Source organism: Selenihalanaerobacter shriftii, from assembly GCF_900167185.1.
GTDB lineage: Bacteria > Bacillota > Halanaerobiia > Halobacteroidales > Acetohalobiaceae > Selenihalanaerobacter > Selenihalanaerobacter shriftii.
On sequence record NZ_FUWM01000007.1, the window covers coordinates 80,743 to 97,162 of the forward strand.

At 32.9% G+C, this 16,420-nt stretch carries 19 protein-coding genes; all 19 read right to left on the bottom strand.

All coding sequences use genetic code 11. From position 1 onward, the window contains the following. Nucleotides 1-24 precede the first annotated feature (24 nt). The 19 genes from B5D41_RS04760 to B5D41_RS04850 all read right to left on the bottom strand — a co-directional run bounded on the left by B5D41_RS04760 (nucleotide 25) and on the right by B5D41_RS04850 (nucleotide 16,410). Nucleotides 25-1,065, bottom strand: coding sequence for a glycosyltransferase family 4 protein (locus B5D41_RS04760; protein ID WP_078809540.1), 1,041 nt, complete (start codon nucleotides 1,063-1,065; stop codon nucleotides 25-27). An 87-nt stretch (nucleotides 1,066-1,152) separates the two neighbouring features. Next, the gene (locus B5D41_RS04765; RefSeq protein WP_078809471.1) at nucleotides 1,153-1,632 is read right to left on the bottom strand and encodes a deoxycytidylate deaminase; all 480 of its coding nucleotides are present in this window, start codon (nucleotides 1,630-1,632) and stop codon (nucleotides 1,153-1,155) included. Further along, nucleotides 1,619-2,248: a uracil phosphoribosyltransferase gene (gene upp / locus B5D41_RS04770; RefSeq protein ID WP_078809472.1), complete on the bottom strand. Its 630-nt coding sequence runs from the start codon at nucleotides 2,246-2,248 to the stop codon at nucleotides 1,619-1,621. Before upp ends, B5D41_RS04765 begins: the two co-directional genes overlap by 14 nt. Before the next feature lie 20 nt (nucleotides 2,249-2,268). Beyond that, on the bottom strand, nucleotides 2,269-3,507 hold the full coding sequence (glyA, locus tag B5D41_RS04775) for a serine hydroxymethyltransferase (protein ID WP_078809473.1): 1,239 nt from the start codon (nucleotides 3,505-3,507) through the stop codon (nucleotides 2,269-2,271). Between the two features lie 31 nt (nucleotides 3,508-3,538). Beyond that, the gene (rpiB, locus tag B5D41_RS04780) at nucleotides 3,539-3,976 is read right to left on the bottom strand and encodes a ribose 5-phosphate isomerase B (protein ID WP_078809474.1); all 438 of its coding nucleotides are present in this window, start codon (nucleotides 3,974-3,976) and stop codon (nucleotides 3,539-3,541) included. A gap of 74 nt (nucleotides 3,977-4,050) precedes the next feature. Beyond that, complete coding sequence (locus tag B5D41_RS04785) at nucleotides 4,051-4,737, bottom strand: low molecular weight protein arginine phosphatase (RefSeq protein ID WP_078809475.1); 687 nt, start codon at nucleotides 4,735-4,737, stop codon at nucleotides 4,051-4,053. 20 nt (nucleotides 4,738-4,757) lie between these two features. Further along, nucleotides 4,758-5,813, bottom strand: coding sequence for an L-threonylcarbamoyladenylate synthase (locus B5D41_RS04790; protein ID WP_078809476.1), 1,056 nt, complete (start codon nucleotides 5,811-5,813; stop codon nucleotides 4,758-4,760). Nucleotides 5,814-5,985: 172 nt separating this feature from the next. Then, on the bottom strand, nucleotides 5,986-7,260 hold the full coding sequence (locus tag B5D41_RS04795) for an ArsB/NhaD family transporter (protein ID WP_143555663.1): 1,275 nt from the start codon (nucleotides 7,258-7,260) through the stop codon (nucleotides 5,986-5,988). Nucleotides 7,261-7,455: 195 nt separating this feature from the next. Further along, nucleotides 7,456-7,899 carry a CBS domain-containing protein gene (locus tag B5D41_RS04800; RefSeq protein WP_078809478.1) on the bottom strand — a complete coding sequence of 148 codons (444 nt, stop codon included), beginning with the start codon at nucleotides 7,897-7,899 and terminating at the stop codon, nucleotides 7,456-7,458. Nucleotides 7,900-7,936: 37 nt separating this feature from the next. Continuing rightward, nucleotides 7,937-8,824, bottom strand: a complete 888-nt coding sequence (gene prmC / locus B5D41_RS04805; RefSeq protein WP_078809479.1) for a peptide chain release factor N(5)-glutamine methyltransferase — start codon at nucleotides 8,822-8,824, stop codon at nucleotides 7,937-7,939. 21 nt (nucleotides 8,825-8,845) lie between these two features. Next, nucleotides 8,846-9,922 (bottom strand): peptide chain release factor 1, encoded by a 1,077-nt coding sequence (prfA, locus tag B5D41_RS04810; RefSeq protein WP_078809480.1) that lies wholly within the window; start codon nucleotides 9,920-9,922, stop codon nucleotides 8,846-8,848. A gap of 209 nt (nucleotides 9,923-10,131) precedes the next feature. Beyond that, the gene (locus tag B5D41_RS04815) at nucleotides 10,132-11,019 is read right to left on the bottom strand and encodes a DUF1385 domain-containing protein (RefSeq protein ID WP_078809481.1); all 888 of its coding nucleotides are present in this window, start codon (nucleotides 11,017-11,019) and stop codon (nucleotides 10,132-10,134) included. Between the two features lie 69 nt (nucleotides 11,020-11,088). Next, complete coding sequence (rpmE, locus tag B5D41_RS04820; protein WP_078809482.1) at nucleotides 11,089-11,289, bottom strand: 50S ribosomal protein L31; 201 nt, start codon at nucleotides 11,287-11,289, stop codon at nucleotides 11,089-11,091. A 98-nt stretch (nucleotides 11,290-11,387) separates the two neighbouring features. Next, nucleotides 11,388-12,641 (bottom strand): transcription termination factor Rho, encoded by a 1,254-nt coding sequence (gene rho, locus B5D41_RS04825; RefSeq protein WP_078809483.1) that lies wholly within the window; start codon nucleotides 12,639-12,641, stop codon nucleotides 11,388-11,390. A gap of 27 nt (nucleotides 12,642-12,668) precedes the next feature. Beyond that, nucleotides 12,669-13,673 carry a sodium:calcium antiporter gene (locus B5D41_RS04830; RefSeq protein ID WP_078809484.1) on the bottom strand — a complete coding sequence of 335 codons (1,005 nt, stop codon included), beginning with the start codon at nucleotides 13,671-13,673 and terminating at the stop codon, nucleotides 12,669-12,671. 187 nt (nucleotides 13,674-13,860) lie between these two features. Beyond that, on the bottom strand, nucleotides 13,861-14,712 hold the full coding sequence (locus tag B5D41_RS04835; protein WP_078809485.1) for a class II fructose-1,6-bisphosphate aldolase: 852 nt from the start codon (nucleotides 14,710-14,712) through the stop codon (nucleotides 13,861-13,863). Between the two features lie 50 nt (nucleotides 14,713-14,762). Then, entirely contained in the window at nucleotides 14,763-15,401 is a 639-nt protein-coding gene (locus tag B5D41_RS04840; protein WP_078809486.1) for a hypothetical protein, read from the bottom strand. A 91-nt stretch (nucleotides 15,402-15,492) separates the two neighbouring features. Then, on the bottom strand, nucleotides 15,493-16,032 hold the full coding sequence (locus tag B5D41_RS04845) for a hypothetical protein (protein WP_078809487.1): 540 nt from the start codon (nucleotides 16,030-16,032) through the stop codon (nucleotides 15,493-15,495). 84 nt (nucleotides 16,033-16,116) lie between these two features. Continuing rightward, nucleotides 16,117-16,410, bottom strand: a complete 294-nt coding sequence (locus tag B5D41_RS04850) for a c-type cytochrome (protein ID WP_159442886.1) — start codon at nucleotides 16,408-16,410, stop codon at nucleotides 16,117-16,119. Nucleotides 16,411-16,420 lie beyond the last annotated feature (10 nt).

A 16,420-nucleotide genomic window follows, 5' to 3' on the forward strand; every position in this document is an offset into this window, starting at 1 on the left:
AATTTAAACTAGTCGGCATAATCATCAACTTATATTTTCATAATTCTTATTAGTAGAATTCAAATTAATAATATCTAATTTATAAGAACCATAAAGCAATATAACAACAATAGTAATTAAAAGCAATAAAGCCTGTAATTCCGAAGCACTATTAATAGCAATAGCTACCATCCCTAAAGATATGCTCACCAAATATACAACTATTACTGCCTGTTTATGATTCAAACCGAACTCCAATAATCGATGATGGATATGACCCTTATCAGCCTTAAAGATAGGCTTACCTTTTTGATGTCTCCTAATAATAGCAAACATAGTATCAAAAATTGGAACACCTAATGCCAATATAGGGATTATCAATGTCATAGCTGCTGCCCCTTTTAAGGATCCAATAACTGAAATCGTGGCTAATAAAAACCCTAAAAATAACGACCCAGTATCCCCCATGAATATCTGAGCTGGATTGAAATTATGCTGCAAAAATCCTAAACAAGCTCCTGCTATAGCAATAGCTAAAGCCATTACTATAAATTCAGATTCCTGCATAGCTACAGCAAATAAAGTTAAAGCAGCTATACTGGAAACTCCTGCAGCTAATCCATCTAAGCCATCGATTAAATTAACAGTATTAGTAATAGCCACTAACCATAATACCGTAAAAGGAATACTTAACTTTCCTAAATATAATATTCCACCAAAAGGATTAGTAATGAATTGAATCTTAATCCCGAATGATGTCAGTACTATAGCAGCCATGATTTGCCATATGAATTTACTTTTAGGTGAAATACCCTTTATGTCATCAACTAAGCCAACAATTAAAATAAGAGTACTACTTGCTATAATTCCAACTAATTTTATATCATGCTCTAATAATAGCATTACTGACAATACAAAACCAACATAGATAGCAATTCCACCTAAACTAGGAATTGGGTGCTTATTTATTCGACGAGCATTCGGTTCATCTACAGCTCCTATTAAAAACGCTAACTTTTTAACTATAGGGGTAGAAACATAAGTTATTAAGGATGCTATTGCAAAAGCAACAATATACTTTAACATCTTAATCATCCCTTCTAATCTATCTCCTCTCCCCTATTCTATAAAGCACTGCCGGAATTGTCAACCATATCCCTATGCCATTTTATGTTAATTAGCAAACTCTTCTAGTTCAATTCCCGCTTCCTTTAACATGCTAAGTGATAATTCATCAGGATAAGAACCCCCAAATACTATCCGATCCACACCGGCATTAATTATCATTTTAGCACAAAGTACACAAGGTTGATGAGTACAATATAGAGTAGCACCATCAATAGAAATCCCATGTAATGCTGCCTGAATAATTGCATTCTGCTCAGCATGCAAACCACGACAAAGCTCATGCCTTTCTCCAGATGGAACTTCTTGGTCATCCCTAATACAACCTACTTCTCCACAATGTTCTAAACCACTAGGAGCCCCATTATAACCAGTCGCTAAAACCCTTCTTTCTTTAACTAAAAGAGCTCCTACCTTTCTACGTAAACAAGTAGCACGTTTAGCGACTACTGAAGTTAGCTCCATAAAATATTCATCCCAGCTAGGTCTACCATCTGAAATATTAGGCTCTAATTTATTTAGTACCATAAAGCCTATCCCCAGCATCGCCTAAACCTGGAACAATATATGCGTGATCATTTAATTTTTCATCTACTGACGCAGTATATATATCTACATCAGGATGAGCTTTTTGGATCCTCTCTACTCCTTCTGGAGCAGCAATTAAACAAACAAATTTTATCTTTTTGCCACCTCTATCTTTAACAAACTGAATACCTGCTTCTGCTGAACCTCCTGTAGCTAACATAGGATCAACCACAATTAATTCTCTTTTTTCAATATCTGTAGGCATTTTACAGTAATATTCCACTGGTTCTAATGTTTCAGGATCACGGTATAGTCCTACGTGTCCTACCTTAGCAGTAGGGATTAATTTTAGAATACCATCTACCATCCCTAGACCTGCCCTTAAAATTGGTACAATTCCTAATTTCTTACCAGCAATAACTTTAGATTTAGCTTTAATTACCGGCGTTTCTACTTCAATTTCTTTTAAAGGTAGGTGTCTAGTTACTTCATAGGCCATTAAAGTTGATACTTCTTCTACTAATTCTCTAAACTCTTTTGCCCCTGTATTCTTATTACGAATATGAGTTAACTTATGCTGAATTAAAGGATGATCAATAATGTGTACTTCACTCATTAGTTAACTGCCTCCTTGAATTATTTTTTATGTAATGGAAATTTAATAACTAATTCTTTTAATTCTGCTCTAACTTCTTCTTTTACCTTCTTATTATTTGGATTATTTAAAATTTTAACAATAAATTTAGCAATTTTCTTCATTGCTGCTTCTTTCATTCCTCGAGTAGTAACAGCTGGAGTACCTATTCTAATTCCACTAGTAACCTTTGGACTTCTAGTCTCAAAAGGAACTGTATTCTTATTAACTGTAATTCCTACTTTATCTAAAGCCTCTTCTGCTGCTAGACCAGTAATATCTTTATCAGTCAAGTTAATTAGCATTAAATGATTATCCGTACCTCCAGAGACCAATCTATAACCACCTGCTTTAATTTCTTCAGATAAAACTTTAGCGTTATCTATAATCTGTTGTTGATAATCATTAAACTCTGGCTCTAATGCTTCCTTGAGTGCAACAGCTTTAGCAGCAATCACATGCATCAAAGGACCGCCCTGAATCCCTGGGAATATAGCTTTATCTATACCTTTAGCAAACTCTTCTTTACAAAAAATCATTCCGCCTCTTGGCCCTCTTAAAGTCTTATGAGTAGTAGTAGTTACAAATTCTGCATAAGGTACTGGATTAGGATGTAATCCTGCTGCTACTAAGCCAGCGATGTGAGCCATATCTACCATTAAATAAGCTCCTACCTCATCAGCAACTTCTCTAAATTTAGCAAAATCTAACTTTCGTGAATAAGCACTAGCTCCGGCTACAATCAATTTTGGTTGATGTTCTTTAGCTAATTCTAAAAGTTGATCGTAATCTATTCTTTCAGTCTCTTTATTCACTCCATACGAAATAAAGTTGAATTGCTTTCCTGAAAAATTCACTTTACTTCCATGAGTTAAATGTCCACCATGGGATAAGTCCATACCTAAAACTGTATCTCCAGATTCTAAAGCAGTAAAATAAACAGCTGCATTAGCTTGGGAACCTGAATGCGGTTGGAGATTAGCATGGTCTGCTCCAAATAATTTCTTAGCTCGCTTTATAGCCAATTCTTCAGCTACATCTACATGCTTACATCCACCATAATACCTAGCTCCTGGATATCCTTCAGCATACTTATTAGTTAAAACAGTCCCCATAGCTTCTAGTACTGCTTCACTAACAAAATTTTCCGATGCTATTAGTTCTAAATGACTTCTCTGTCTCTTCTCTTCTTTTTGGATAACATCCGCTATTTCAGAATCTGTTCTTTTTATCTCTTCCATTATATAACACTCCTTACTCCACTCTCTTACTTTAATCTCTAACCTCTGTAATCTTATTAATTCTCCTTAAATGTCTTCCACCATCAAATTCTGTCTCTAACCAAACTTTAACTATCTCCAATGCTAAACCTTTACCTATAACCCTTTCACCCATAGTCAACACATTAGAATCATTATGACTCCTTGTTGCCTTGGCTGAAAATAAATCGTGGCATAATGCTGCTCTAACTCCTTTAAATTTATTAGCAGTAATTGACATCCCAATGCCTGTCCCACAGATTAAAACTCCTCTATCAAACTCTTCGTTGGACACTGCCTTTGCTACTGGAGTAGCAACATCTGGATAATCAACTGATTCTGTAGAATAAGTTCCAAAATCCTTATATTTAATTCCTACTTCTTCTAAATAAGTTTTTACTTCTTCTTTTATTTCATATCCTCCATGATCACTTCCTAATGCTACTTTCATTATTTATGCCACCTCCATATATTTATTCTTTAAGCATGAGTATTCTCCTGCTCATAATTAGAATTATTCATCCCCTAAAAATCCTCTAACTTTTTAATTGCTAATTCAATATAATCTTGGATCTCTTTAGCACATTGACGATAAATAGAAACAGGCTGTCCAAAAGGATCACTAATATCTAAATCCTGCACTTCACTTTGCAATCTTTTTAGTTCTCTTTTATCCTTATTAACTTTTTTAGATAATTTCTCTTCTAATCTGTTTAATTCATCCTCAACTTCTCCAATTTCTTGCATTAATTCTTTATGTCTCTTTCTTAATCGTTCAATCTTAACACCATTTTCTTCTAAAAAATTCTCCCTTGTTTGATTAATCTGACTATATAATTTTTGCAATTCTTCAGTTGTCTCTTCTAACTTCTCTGTATTTTCTACAAATTCTTTTAAAGTGAATATCTTCCTTCTACTCTCTGGTACCATATTTAAAATAGAATTCTTATGTTGATGAGTCATAGTTAATATTAAATCTACTTCTTCTATTAACTCTTCATTTATTTTTTGTGCTTCATGATCAGAAATATCTATTCCTTTCTCACCCATCACTTGTTCAGCTTGGGCAGATACAGTTGCACCTTCAATAGCTGAAATTCCAGCCGATTCAACCTCGTATTTTTCATTATTAGCTAAATGATTAAATATATACTCTGCCATGCTACTTCGACAAGTATTTCCAGTACAAACAAATAAGATTTTAGTTTCCACAATCCTACCCCCATAATTATCTAAACATTAATTATTTGATACCCAGCTGCTTTTCTTAATCTATTCATGATAGCTAAACCTAGACCTATAGTAGATAACCCCTCCACCAGAATAATATCTACTTCCATCTCATCAAATTCTCTTAATAGTCTAAAAATATTGGAACTTATTTCCATTAAGTTACTACGATTCCCCATTACTTTTACCTGACTTTTAGTATAAGAATCTGAGTTTTCTTTAGTTGCCATAACTCCTACATTTAATCCTTCTTCTAAATATTGATCTGTCAATGTCATAATCTCATTAGCTATTTTAGTTCTTTGCCCTTCTATTACTAAAACTTCAGCATCTGGGGAATAATGTTTATACTTCATCCCTGGAGATAACGCTAGCCTATTTTCATCCTCTATTTCAGCTTCTACTGCTGAATCGATATCAACTTCTCCTAATAGATCTTTAAGCTCTTCATAAGTTATCCCCCCTGGTCTTAATAAAGTGGGAGGTTCTTCTACTAAGCTAATTACTGTTGATTCCACTCCTATTCCTGTTGGTCCTCCATCGATAACAGCTTCAATCCTTCCTGCTAAATCTGCAATAACATGTTGAGCTGTAGTAGGGCTCGGACGGCCAGAAAGATTAGCACTAGGAGCAGCTATCGGTAGCTGACTTTTCTGTAATAAATTTAATGCTACATCATGACCTGGAAGTCTAATAGCCACTGTATCTAGTCCACCTGTAGTTATTTCAGGTACTACATCCTCTTTCTTTAAAACTAAAGTTAAGGGCCCTGGCCAAAATTTTTGGCTTAATAATTTAACTTCTTTAGGGATTTTTGTTACTAAGTCATTTAATTGTTTTAAATCTGCTATATGTACTATTAACGGGTTATCTGCTGGTCTTCCCTTTGCTTTAAATATTCTCTTTACTGCCTTAGAATCTAAAGCATTAGCTCCTAAACCGTATACTGTTTCAGTGGGGAAAGCCACTACTCCCCCTTCTCTTAGAATATTACTACACTCTAGTATAGCATTAGAATCATTTACTTTAAATATCTTTGTCCCTTTTAAAAATTCCATTTAATCACTATATCTCCCTTATTCCAATTTTTATCTTTTAAAGACCCACTAATAATTAAAATTAGTGGGTCTCTCTTGTACATAATATATTATATACTATAAAAAAATAAATATCACTTATAATATTACCTAATTATCACTACTTTATCCTTATGCTGCATATCAACTCATACTAAATTAAATATCTTAAATAGATATAAATTGATGAAATAACTATCATCAGTAGCATTAAAGGAAAACCTACTTTTAGATAATTAGTAAATGAAATAGGATTATCATGCTTATCAGCTATTCCAGCTACCACTACATTAGCTGAAGCTCCTACTAGTGAACCATTTCCTCCTAAACATGCTCCCAAAGCTAGAGCCCACCAAAGCGGTTCTGTTTCAAGACCAGCCCCTACTTCAGACATTGCTTTAATTATAGGAATCATAGTAGCAACAAAAGGAATATTATCAATAACTGTAGAGGCAAGAGCTGATACCCATAATATTAATAAAGCCATTAAAACTAAATCACCTTGAGTAAATTCCATGACCTGATAAGCTATTTCTTCAATAATCCCTACAGCTTCTAAACCGCCTACTATTACAAATAATCCACCAAAGAAGAAAATAGTCGGCCATTCAACATCCTCTAATACCTTTTCTGGATCTAAATTACTTAAAACCAAAAGTAAAGATGCTCCAAAAAGAGCTATTATAGCTGATTCTAATCCCAACGTTTGGTGAAAAGCAAAACCTAAAATTGTTATACCTAGCACCACAATTGATTTAATTAATAATTGTTTATCTTGTAAAGCTTTATCTTCATCAAATTCAGATATCTTTCTCTTAATATCTTCAGAGACTGATAAATCTTTACCATATAGTTTTTTAAGAATAAGAATAATCACTACGAAAATAACTATCACTACTGGAGCTAAATTAATTACGAAATCTAAAAACCCTAAATCTGTTGCACTCCCAATCATAATATTAGGAGGGTCACCGATTAAGGTAGCTGTTCCTCCAATATTTGAAGCTAATATCTGTGTAATAAGATAAGGAGTAGGGTTAACCTCTAAAGAATCCGTAATCAACAAAGTAACCGGAGCCATTAAAAGAACAGTAGTTACATTATCTAATAAAGCTGAAGAAATCGCTGTAACTATAGAAAAACTTACTAAAATTTTGACCGGGTCACCATTTGCTGATTTAGCTGCCTTAATAGCTAAATACTGAAAAAGACCTGTCCTCTTAGTAATAGCTACAATAATCATCATTCCGATTAAAAGCCCAATAGTATTAAAGTCCACATAATGAAACGCTTCCTCTTGAGTCAAAATCTTGAATAGCACCATTAATGCAGCACCAAATAGAGCAATAGTTGCTTTGTGTAACTTCTCTGTAATTATAAACCAATAAGTTCCAGAGAAGATTATGGTTGCTAACATTGCATCTTCCATTTTTATCATCTCCTATATTTTTTGGTACCAATCAAGATTAATACTTTTACCTAGGTTAGTAATTAATAACCTCCACAAAAGTATTAATCCCTCTTAGCATTCTATTTATTAGTATATTTTAGAGCCCTAATAGAACTGAAAGTTATTAACTTTCAGTTCTATATAATTACTTATTTAAGTTATATAGATGAGCATTTATTCTTCTATACCATTATTAGATTGGTTAGCATTAATCATAGCTCTGACTATATCTGATTTACTAATAATGCCTACAATCTCAGCCTCCTTCATAATTACTCCTTCTCTTATATTTTTACTAATCATAGTCGCAGCGATCTGAGTTATAGGAGTATCATAACTAAATGTATGGGCCTCTATAAGATGATCTAAAACACTTTCACTCAATCCTTCTAATAATTTCTTACGATATACATCTACATCTGGTAGATAAAAGTTATCTCCTAATAATTCTAAACAGCTAGGTAAAGGCATCTTAATTAAGGCCCTTTCATTAATCATCCCTAGCAAACCTTCCTTAGGGTCAACAACCGGCACAGCACTAATCCTTTCCTCAACCAATAAATACGCTATATCACGCAAAGTAGCCGTAGGTCCAACAGTAATAACGTCTGTAGTCATTATATCTTTTAATTCAATAGCAAATCATCCCTCTCTACTAATCTTCTAAATTATTATGACCTAAAACAACCCTAGGAATCTCTGCATAATCATCAAGAACTTTTATACGAGTGAAATTTTTCTTTAATAATAACTTTTGTACATCTGTAGCCTGCTGATCTCCAACCTCTAAAGCTACTAAACCATCTTCAGCCAATATATTAGCTGATTGATCAATAATACGACGATAAAATTCTAATCCATCTTCTCCACCTTTTAGAGCAATCTCTGGTTCATATTCAAGTTCAGGTTGCAGTTGTTGTAACTCTTCATCAGGAATATAAGGTGGATTTGAAAGTAAAATATCTACTTCTTCATCTAAATTTTTAATTGGTTTTAACAGATCTCCTTGTAGAAATTTAATTTGACCTATAACTCCATGATGTTTAGCATTCTCTTTAGCTATCTTTAAAGCTTCTTCTGAAATATCTGTAGCTATATAATTAATCTGCTTAGTTGTATCTTTTAATTCGACTGCTAAACTAATTATTACTGCGCCACTGCCTGTACAGAGATCAACAACTGTCAAACTTTCCTTAGTATTATCTCTAATATGCTGACTAATTGTTTCTACTAAATGCTCCGTCTCTGGTCGAGGAATTAATACGTCTTGGTTAACTTTAAAATCAAGTGACATAAACTCCCAGTGACCAATTATATAGGCAACTGGTATATGTTTAGAACGTTCAATAACCCTTTGCCTATATTCATCTATCTCTTCTTTTTCTAATGGACGGTCAAAATTAACATATAATTCTATTCTCTCTATACCAAGCAAATTAGATAATAAAACTTCAGCATCTAATCTAGGAGTCTGTATACCATATTCTTCGAAATGTTCTGTAGTCCTGTTTAAAATTTCTTTAATATTCAATCTTTCTTGCAAAAGAATCCACCTGCTTCCTGACTAATACATCTGTTTTATTTTTTCTGTTTGATCAGCTGCAATTAGACTCTCGATTACTTCATCAATATCTCCATCTAAAATACTATCCATTTGGTGTGTAGTTAAATTAATTCTGTGATCTGTTACTCTACCTTGTGGGAAGTTATAAGTTCTAATTCGCTCACTACGACCTCCACTACCAATCTGAGTCTTTCTTTCTTTGGCTACTTCTGCTTGTTGTTCTGCCTCTATTTTTTCTTGAACTCTTGAACGTAAAATACGCATTGCCTTTTGCTTATTCTTATGCTGTGACTTTTCGTCCTGGCAAGAAACAACAATTTCTGTTGGTTCGTGAGTTATTCTTACTGCTGAATCAGTAGTATTTACACTCTGACCTCCTGGGCCACTGGATCTATATGTCTCAATACTTAAATCATTCTGGTTAATATCTATATCCACATCTTCTACTTCTGGTAGAACAGCTACAGTAGCTGTAGAGGTATGAATTCTGCCGCTGGACTCAGTACTAGGTACCCGCTGTACTCTATGCACACCACTTTCATACTTAAGGCGACTATATGCTCCCTTACCCTCTACAACAAAAATAATTTCTTTAAATCCACCTGTTCCAGATGAACTAGAACTCATCACTTCTACCTTCCAACCTTGATTTTCAGAGTAACGAGAATACATACGATATAAATCTCCAGCAAAAAGAGCTGCTTCATCTCCTCCAGTTCCAGCCCTAATTTCTACAATTACACTCTTTTCATCATTAGGATCTTTAGGAATTAACATTAGTGGTAATATTTCTTCAAGTTTTTCCTTTTTAGGTTCTAACTCTTCAAGCTCCATATTAGCTAATTCAATAGTCTCTTCATCATCATCTAATTCTAATAATTCCTCAGCTTCTTCAATTCCAACTATTATTTCTTTATATTCTCTATATTTAGCAACTAATTCTTTAAGATTAGCATGCTCTTTAGCTAACTTCTTGAATTTTTGCTGATCATTAATTACTTCTGGATCACTTAGCATCTTTCCTAATTTTATATATCTAGCTTCTGCTTCTTCTAATGCCTCTTTTAAATTAAACATAAATTAACCTGCTTATTATACTCCAAACAGGTTTTCCTCACCTCCATTACTATTTTTATTCAAATTTAATACTGTCTGTACTATACTATCTATACATTTTATCACTTTTTGTACATTAATTCAATCAAGACTCTATATTTATAAAACATTAGTAAATATTAGATGATATAATTACACAAAAACCACCCTGTAAAAAGGGTGGTTAAAGATTAAATCTTTTCTTCTATTTTTAAAACTTCTTCTAAAGCCTTAATAGCTACTTCTATCTGTTCTTCATCTGGTTCTCTAGTGGTCAACTTCTGCAACCACAGCCCCGGAGTAGCAACTAATTTAATAATTCGATTAGCATCACTTTTACCTGCTTGTTTAATAATTTCATATGACAAACCAGCCACTACAGGAAGTAAAGCAATATGAATCAATATCCGATTTATAAAATCAGGACGTCCAAAAAATGAAAAAACTAATACACTAGTAACCATTACTATTAATAAAAAGTTAGTTCCACATCGAGGATGAAGTGGAGTATGTTCTTTAGCATTATCTACAGTTAATGGTAAACCTGATTCATAGTTATGAATCACCTTATGCTCAGCACCATGATATTGAAAAACCCGCTTAATATCATTCAATTGAGAAATTCCTATAATATATAATAAGAAAACTGATACTTTAATTATTCCTTCAATAAAATTTAAAAGCAAATTAGAATCAATATGTGCTTCAATGAATTTAATCACTGTTGCTGGTAATACAACAAATAATAGAATAGCTAATCCTAAAGCTACCACAATAGTAATAACTAATTCAAAAGTAGTTAATTCCTCTTCTTCCTCTTCAGCAACTTGGTTAGCAGAAAAGGTTAGCGCCTGCATCCCCATTATCATTGATTCAAACAAAGCGATAACTCCACGAATAAAAGGCTTACCTAAGATAGAAAATTTATCAGTAATAGAGTTAATAACTTCAGTATGCAAAGTAATATCATCTTCATTCTTTCTAACAGCTATAGCCAGATTCTTCTTCCCTCTCATCATCACACCTTCAATTACTGCTTGACCACCGTACTGGTGATTACATTGATCATCATCTGCCATTTTACTCCTCCTTTCTAAAATAAAAATTATAAAGAAAATAGCAGAGCACAAGTGCTCTGCCTATTATGATTACTCAATGCCATATTTCTTCTTGAATCTTTCAACTCTTCCACCCTTAGTAGCTTTCTTTTGCTTACCAGTATAGAAAGGGTGGCAGTTAGAACAAATTTCTACACGTAAGTCACCTTCTACTGACTTAGTCTCAAAAGTTTCACCACAAGCACATGTAATTTCTGATCCATTATATTCTGGATGAATACCCTTTTTCATTATTATGTCACCTCTTTCTTAATTATCCAGGCTATTTCTTATTTATTCAGATTTCAACTGTTATATTATAACATAGTTATTAATTGATTTCAACTATGTTATCCTTTAAATGCTTTACTTAATGAACTTAACATCTGCTCATTAGACTTTGTACTCTTGATATGTTTAATGAATGACTGTATAATCTCTGGTTTTGATAAATTATTAATCTCTCTTCTTAAAGTCCACATAGTATCTAATTCAGATTCACCTAATAATAATTCCTCTTTACGGGTTCCTGACCTCGTAACATCAACAGCTGGGAATAGTCGTTTCTCAGCTAATTTTCTATCTAAATGTAATTCCATATTACCAGTACCTTTAAACTCTTCGTAAATTACATCATCCATTCTACTACCTGTCTCAATTAAAGAAGTAGCTAAAATAGTGAGACTACCACCTTCTTCTATATTTCTAGCCGCTCCAAAGAATCTTTTTGGTTTATGCAAAGCAGTAGGATCTAACCCACCAGATAATGTCCGACCACTTGAAGGAACACTGACATTATAAGCTCGAGCTAAACGGGTAATACTATCTAATAAAATAATTACATCTCGCTTTTGTTCCACCAACCTCTTAGCTTTCTTTAAAACTAATTCTGAAACTTTAATATGATTCTTTGGTGGCTCATCAAAGGTAGAACTAATAACTTCTGCATCTACTGACCTTTTCATATCTGTAACTTCTTCTGGTCTTTCATCAATTAATAGCATCATTAATTTAGCATCTGGACATTGCTTAGCAATACTATTGGCTACTTTTTTTAATAACACCGTTTTACCAGCTTTAGGTGGAGCTACAATCAAACCCCGCTGTCCTTTGCCAATAGGAGCTATAACATCAATTAAACGAGTTGAAACATTCCCTGGAGAGTCTTCTAAAACGATTCTTTCTTCAGGATATAAAGGAGTCAAATCTTCAAAATGAGCTCGTTCTTTAGCTAACTCTGGACCTCCATAATTTACTGCTTCAATCCGTAGTAAAGCAAAGTAACGTTCATTATCCTTAGGTCTTCTTACTTGTCCTGAAACTACATCCCCAGTTCTTAAATCAAACCTCCTAATTTGTGAAGCCGAAATATAGATATCATCGGAACTAGGTAAGTACTTTGTCGGTCTTAAGAAGCCATATCCATCAGGAAGAATCTCTAAGACACCTTCAGCAAAGATCAGGCCTCCTCTCTCTGTTTCTTTCTTTAATATGTCAAAAATTAATTCTTTCTTCTTTAAACGTGTATAACCACTAATATTTAAGTCTTTAGCCACTTCATGTAATTCAGTAATTGTTTTTGCTTCTAACTCAGTAATATTCATCAAACTAAACTTCCTCCCTTAAATCCTTTAAAAATTAATCCCTAAATTAAATAATAAATATGCTCCTATTAAGTAAATAAAAATATTCGCAAAAGAATCCCAGCCTATATTAAAAAAGGTCTTCTTAGAACGATAGAAAAGACCAATCACTACAACAGAACTTAAAATTAAACCTATCAAGGCAGTAACTGTGTGATTTAAAGAAACATTAGCCAAAACCGGACCTTGTCGATAGAATAAATCAGCAACAAGAATAATTACCATATTAAAAATATTACTTCCTAATACATTCCCTACTGCCATATCATAGGCATTAATCTTAATAGCACCAAATGAGGCTACAACCTCTGGCAAAGATGTAGCTGCTGCCACTAAAATACTCCCAACAAATGTTCGTTCTAACCCAGTCAATGCAGCAATTTGATCCCCTGATTGACTTAACTTAATACCAGCCACAATGATAATTACAGCTACTAACATAAATTTGATGATTGCTTCTTTTAAAGACATATCACCATCTATCTCTTCTTCCTCTTCTGCAACTTGATTCTTACGTTCATATCGATAGATTAGCCTTGCTCCAATAATATATGTAATTAAAATAAATATACTTCCCATTCCTATTCCTAATATATCAAAATTATGGTTGAGAAAACTTCCTGATAGGATAGATAAAACTCCAATAGCTGAAAGTAGAATTCCTAATAGAGCAGAAAGAATATGTTTAGAGCGCACATTCAACAAAAATGGACTTGTCCCGTGGAGAAGGTCAACTGCTGCTAAAATCATAAGATTAAACGTATTACTACCATAAACATTACCAATAGCAATATCTGGAGAATTAATTAAAGAAGCTGTAGCACTAGTTACTACTTCGGGTAATGAAGTTGCCCCGGCTATTAAAATACTACCAACCAAAGCCTGACCTAAACCTGTCTTAATTGCTATTACATCACCGTACTTTGACAGTTTAGTTCCAGCAATTATAATTGCTAATGCTGAAATGATAAAAACACTCCATAATTTAATCAACTTGATTAGCCTCCTAACTATTAAATTGTATATAGCAAGCTACAACATTTCTATTATATCACTAATTCCTTTTGAAAGTCAACATTAACAGGAAGAGATAAAAAGGTATAGAAAAGGTGCAGAATATTATCCTGCACCTTTTAGTATTAAAATTATTTATCTATAACTGTTATCTTTAAAATACTAATTATGCTTTATTATTACTACCAAATAATCTAATTTTTTCTTTTACTTTCTCTTTCATTGCATCTTTAGCTGGACCACAAATTTTACGAGGGTCATAAACTTCAGGGTCTTCTAGCACTTCTCGCATCTTAGCAGTAAATATCTGTTGAAATGCAGTATTTACATTTATCTTATTAATTCCTAAATCAATAGCTTTAGCAATATCTGCATCTGATACTCCAGAAGCTCCATGTAAGACTAATGGGATCTCAACCTTCTCATTAATCTCCTCTAATCTACCAAAATCTAATTCTGGATCTCCTTTATAGACTCCATGAGCTGTTCCAATAGCTATAGCTAAAGCATCAACCGCCGTTTTCTCTATAAATTCTACCGCTTCATCAGGGTCAGTCATAGTTGCGGCTTTATCCTCTACAGTATGCTCATCTTCTGTTCCACCAATCTTACCTAATTCAGCCTCTACAGTAACTCCTGCAGCATGTGCTGATTCAATAACTTTATTAGTTAAATCAATATTTTCAGCAAATGGTAATTTAGAACCATCAATCATTACAGAAGAAAATCCATTTCGAATACATTGAATTATTTTTTCAAAACTGCCCCCATGATCTAAATGCAAAGCCACTGGTACAGAAGCTTTATCTGCAGCTGCCTTAGCTAAGGCAACAGCATATTCCATATTAATGTAACGAATCGCTCCTTCACTGGCTTGAACAATGACTGGTGATTTTTCCTCTTCAGCAGCTTCGATAATAGCCTGTAATGCCTCTAAGTTATTCATGTTAAAACCACCAACTGCATATCCTTCTCTATTAGCTTTTTCTAAAATATCACTCATTGGTACTAATGACATTCTATAAAACCTCCTGTATTATGTATATTTTAAATTAATTATATTTTAAATTAATTCCTTTTTTCTAATGCACTAACTACCCCTTCTAACATTTCAATCTTTTTTATATTTTTTAAGAAATTTAAATCTGCCTTAGTCTCTGCATTAATTGTAGTTAATCCGTCACATTGATTACAAAGTAATTCTATTTTACCAGGAAACATATCTATATCAATATCATCATTCCCACATTGGCAAGAAAGACCCCCTGTTTCAGCAATATCATGAAGTAAATTTAATGCAGATAACATAATTTCTGGGCTACTAAAATAATTTTCAAAACCTACTTCATCTAATACTGATTCTAACTCTTTTTCTTCTTCTTCTATCGTTTTTTTCACTTTATCAGCTAAACCTAAATAACCTAATTCTATTTCGTTTTCTAAACATGAAATTTCTTTAATATCAGATGACCATAATTCATTACCTTTATAGAAAGTTATATGCTCTACTTCACAAATAACACAAGCAAACTGTAACCAATACTGTTTATAATTATTAGTTCCAATAACCATTTTATTAAATCCACATTCACATTCTATCTGCAAATTTTCACCACCAGAAAAATCAAATATAGTGAATGAATGCAGACCAATTTCACCACAAATAGGACACCGTAGAGCTAAAGTGGCTTTATAATCGATTAACATCTATCTTAACCTCCTTTATCTAATGTTATTCTCTGTTAAATAAAAAATTCCTTTAGACTACTAGAAATATTAACTAATCGAATTACATTATTTAATACTCATAATGTTTTACTTTAATTTTAACAATCTGGTTATTGAGGCCTAAGATAATCAACCCTTGATCTCCTACTTGTAAACTACTAAAACCTACTTGTTGACTATTTCTCATTAAATCAATTTCATCAGCAAAATTAATATTTAATAACCGATTAGAATTTAATACCTGAATCTTTAATCCAGATTCCTCTTCATTAACCTCTATAATTTCTATAGGTAATACTTCATATTCAGTTACAACCTTAGTTACATTCCCTTGTGAGTTTAACTTAATTAAAGCTGATTGAAAATCTTGTGCTGTAATAGGGCGTAAAGCATTTAAAGAAACTGATCTACCATTACGTAATAATTTAGTATCTAAACCTATCTGATATTGACTAACGCCTTCCTCATTCTCTAACAAAAATATACTCTGTTGACTATTAACAGCTACTATCTTACCTTTAACTGTTTTATCTACATTGACAGCCATTGCTATTTGAGACATGAGTAATATAATCATTAAACAAAGTGTAAACTTAATAATTAATTTCATAATAATACCCCTCCATGTGTTATGGTTATATAAATATTATTTCCAATAATAACCAAATTATACATGGAGAAGTCTTTATTTTTATTATAATTGATTTACATATTCAGCTAATCTAGATAACTCCGGTTCTTGAATTTCTGGATATTTAGGCATTACGCCTCTACCTTCTATAACCAATTTTTTAGTATATTCAACTGATAAGTTTCGATTATCAAATTCTGTTATGGGATGACATGATATGCAAGCTTCATCGTATATCTGTTTACCAGCTCTTCCAACCGCTTGATAATCACTAATAGTTCTATTCTGATACCAGACTATACCTACTACAAGTAATAAAACTTGAAGTGCTATAACGATCATCATTTTTTTTGACATTTTCATTCAC

Excerpts from the sequence above, each read along its gene's own strand:
- B5D41_RS04760 (WP_078809540.1), bottom strand. The coding sequence starts at position 1,065 with ATGTTAAAGTATATTGTTGCTTTTGCAATAGCATCCTTAATAACTTAT.
- B5D41_RS04765 (WP_078809471.1), bottom strand. The coding sequence starts at position 1,632 with ATGGTACTAAATAAATTAGAGCCTAATATTTCAGATGGTAGACCTAGC.
- upp (WP_078809472.1), bottom strand. The coding sequence starts at position 2,248 with ATGAGTGAAGTACACATTATTGATCATCCTTTAATTCAGCATAAGTTA.
- glyA (WP_078809473.1), bottom strand. The coding sequence starts at position 3,507 with ATGGAAGAGATAAAAAGAACAGATTCTGAAATAGCGGATGTTATCCAA.
- rpiB (WP_078809474.1), bottom strand. The coding sequence starts at position 3,976 with ATGAAAGTAGCATTAGGAAGTGATCATGGAGGATATGAAATAAAAGAA.
- B5D41_RS04790 (WP_078809476.1), bottom strand. The coding sequence starts at position 5,813 with ATGGAATTTTTAAAAGGGACAAAGATATTTAAAGTAAATGATTCTAAT.
- B5D41_RS04795 (WP_143555663.1), bottom strand. The coding sequence starts at position 7,260 with ATGGAAGATGCAATGTTAGCAACCATAATCTTCTCTGGAACTTATTGG.
- B5D41_RS04800 (WP_078809478.1), bottom strand. The coding sequence starts at position 7,899 with ATGACTACAGACGTTATTACTGTTGGACCTACGGCTACTTTGCGTGAT.
- prfA (WP_078809480.1), bottom strand. The coding sequence starts at position 9,922 with ATGTTTAATTTAAAAGAGGCATTAGAAGAAGCAGAAGCTAGATATATA.
- B5D41_RS04815 (WP_078809481.1), bottom strand. The coding sequence starts at position 11,019 with ATGGCAGATGATGATCAATGTAATCACCAGTACGGTGGTCAAGCAGTA.
- rpmE (WP_078809482.1), bottom strand. The coding sequence starts at position 11,289 with ATGAAAAAGGGTATTCATCCAGAATATAATGGATCAGAAATTACATGT.
- rho (WP_078809483.1), bottom strand. The coding sequence starts at position 12,641 with ATGAATATTACTGAGTTAGAAGCAAAAACAATTACTGAATTACATGAA.
- B5D41_RS04835 (WP_078809485.1), bottom strand. The coding sequence starts at position 14,712 with ATGTCATTAGTACCAATGAGTGATATTTTAGAAAAAGCTAATAGAGAA.
- B5D41_RS04840 (WP_078809486.1), bottom strand. The coding sequence starts at position 15,401 with ATGTTAATCGATTATAAAGCCACTTTAGCTCTACGGTGTCCTATTTGT.
- B5D41_RS04845 (WP_078809487.1), bottom strand. The coding sequence starts at position 16,032 with ATGAAATTAATTATTAAGTTTACACTTTGTTTAATGATTATATTACTC.
- B5D41_RS04850 (WP_159442886.1), bottom strand. The coding sequence starts at position 16,410 with ATGTCAAAAAAAATGATGATCGTTATAGCACTTCAAGTTTTATTACTT.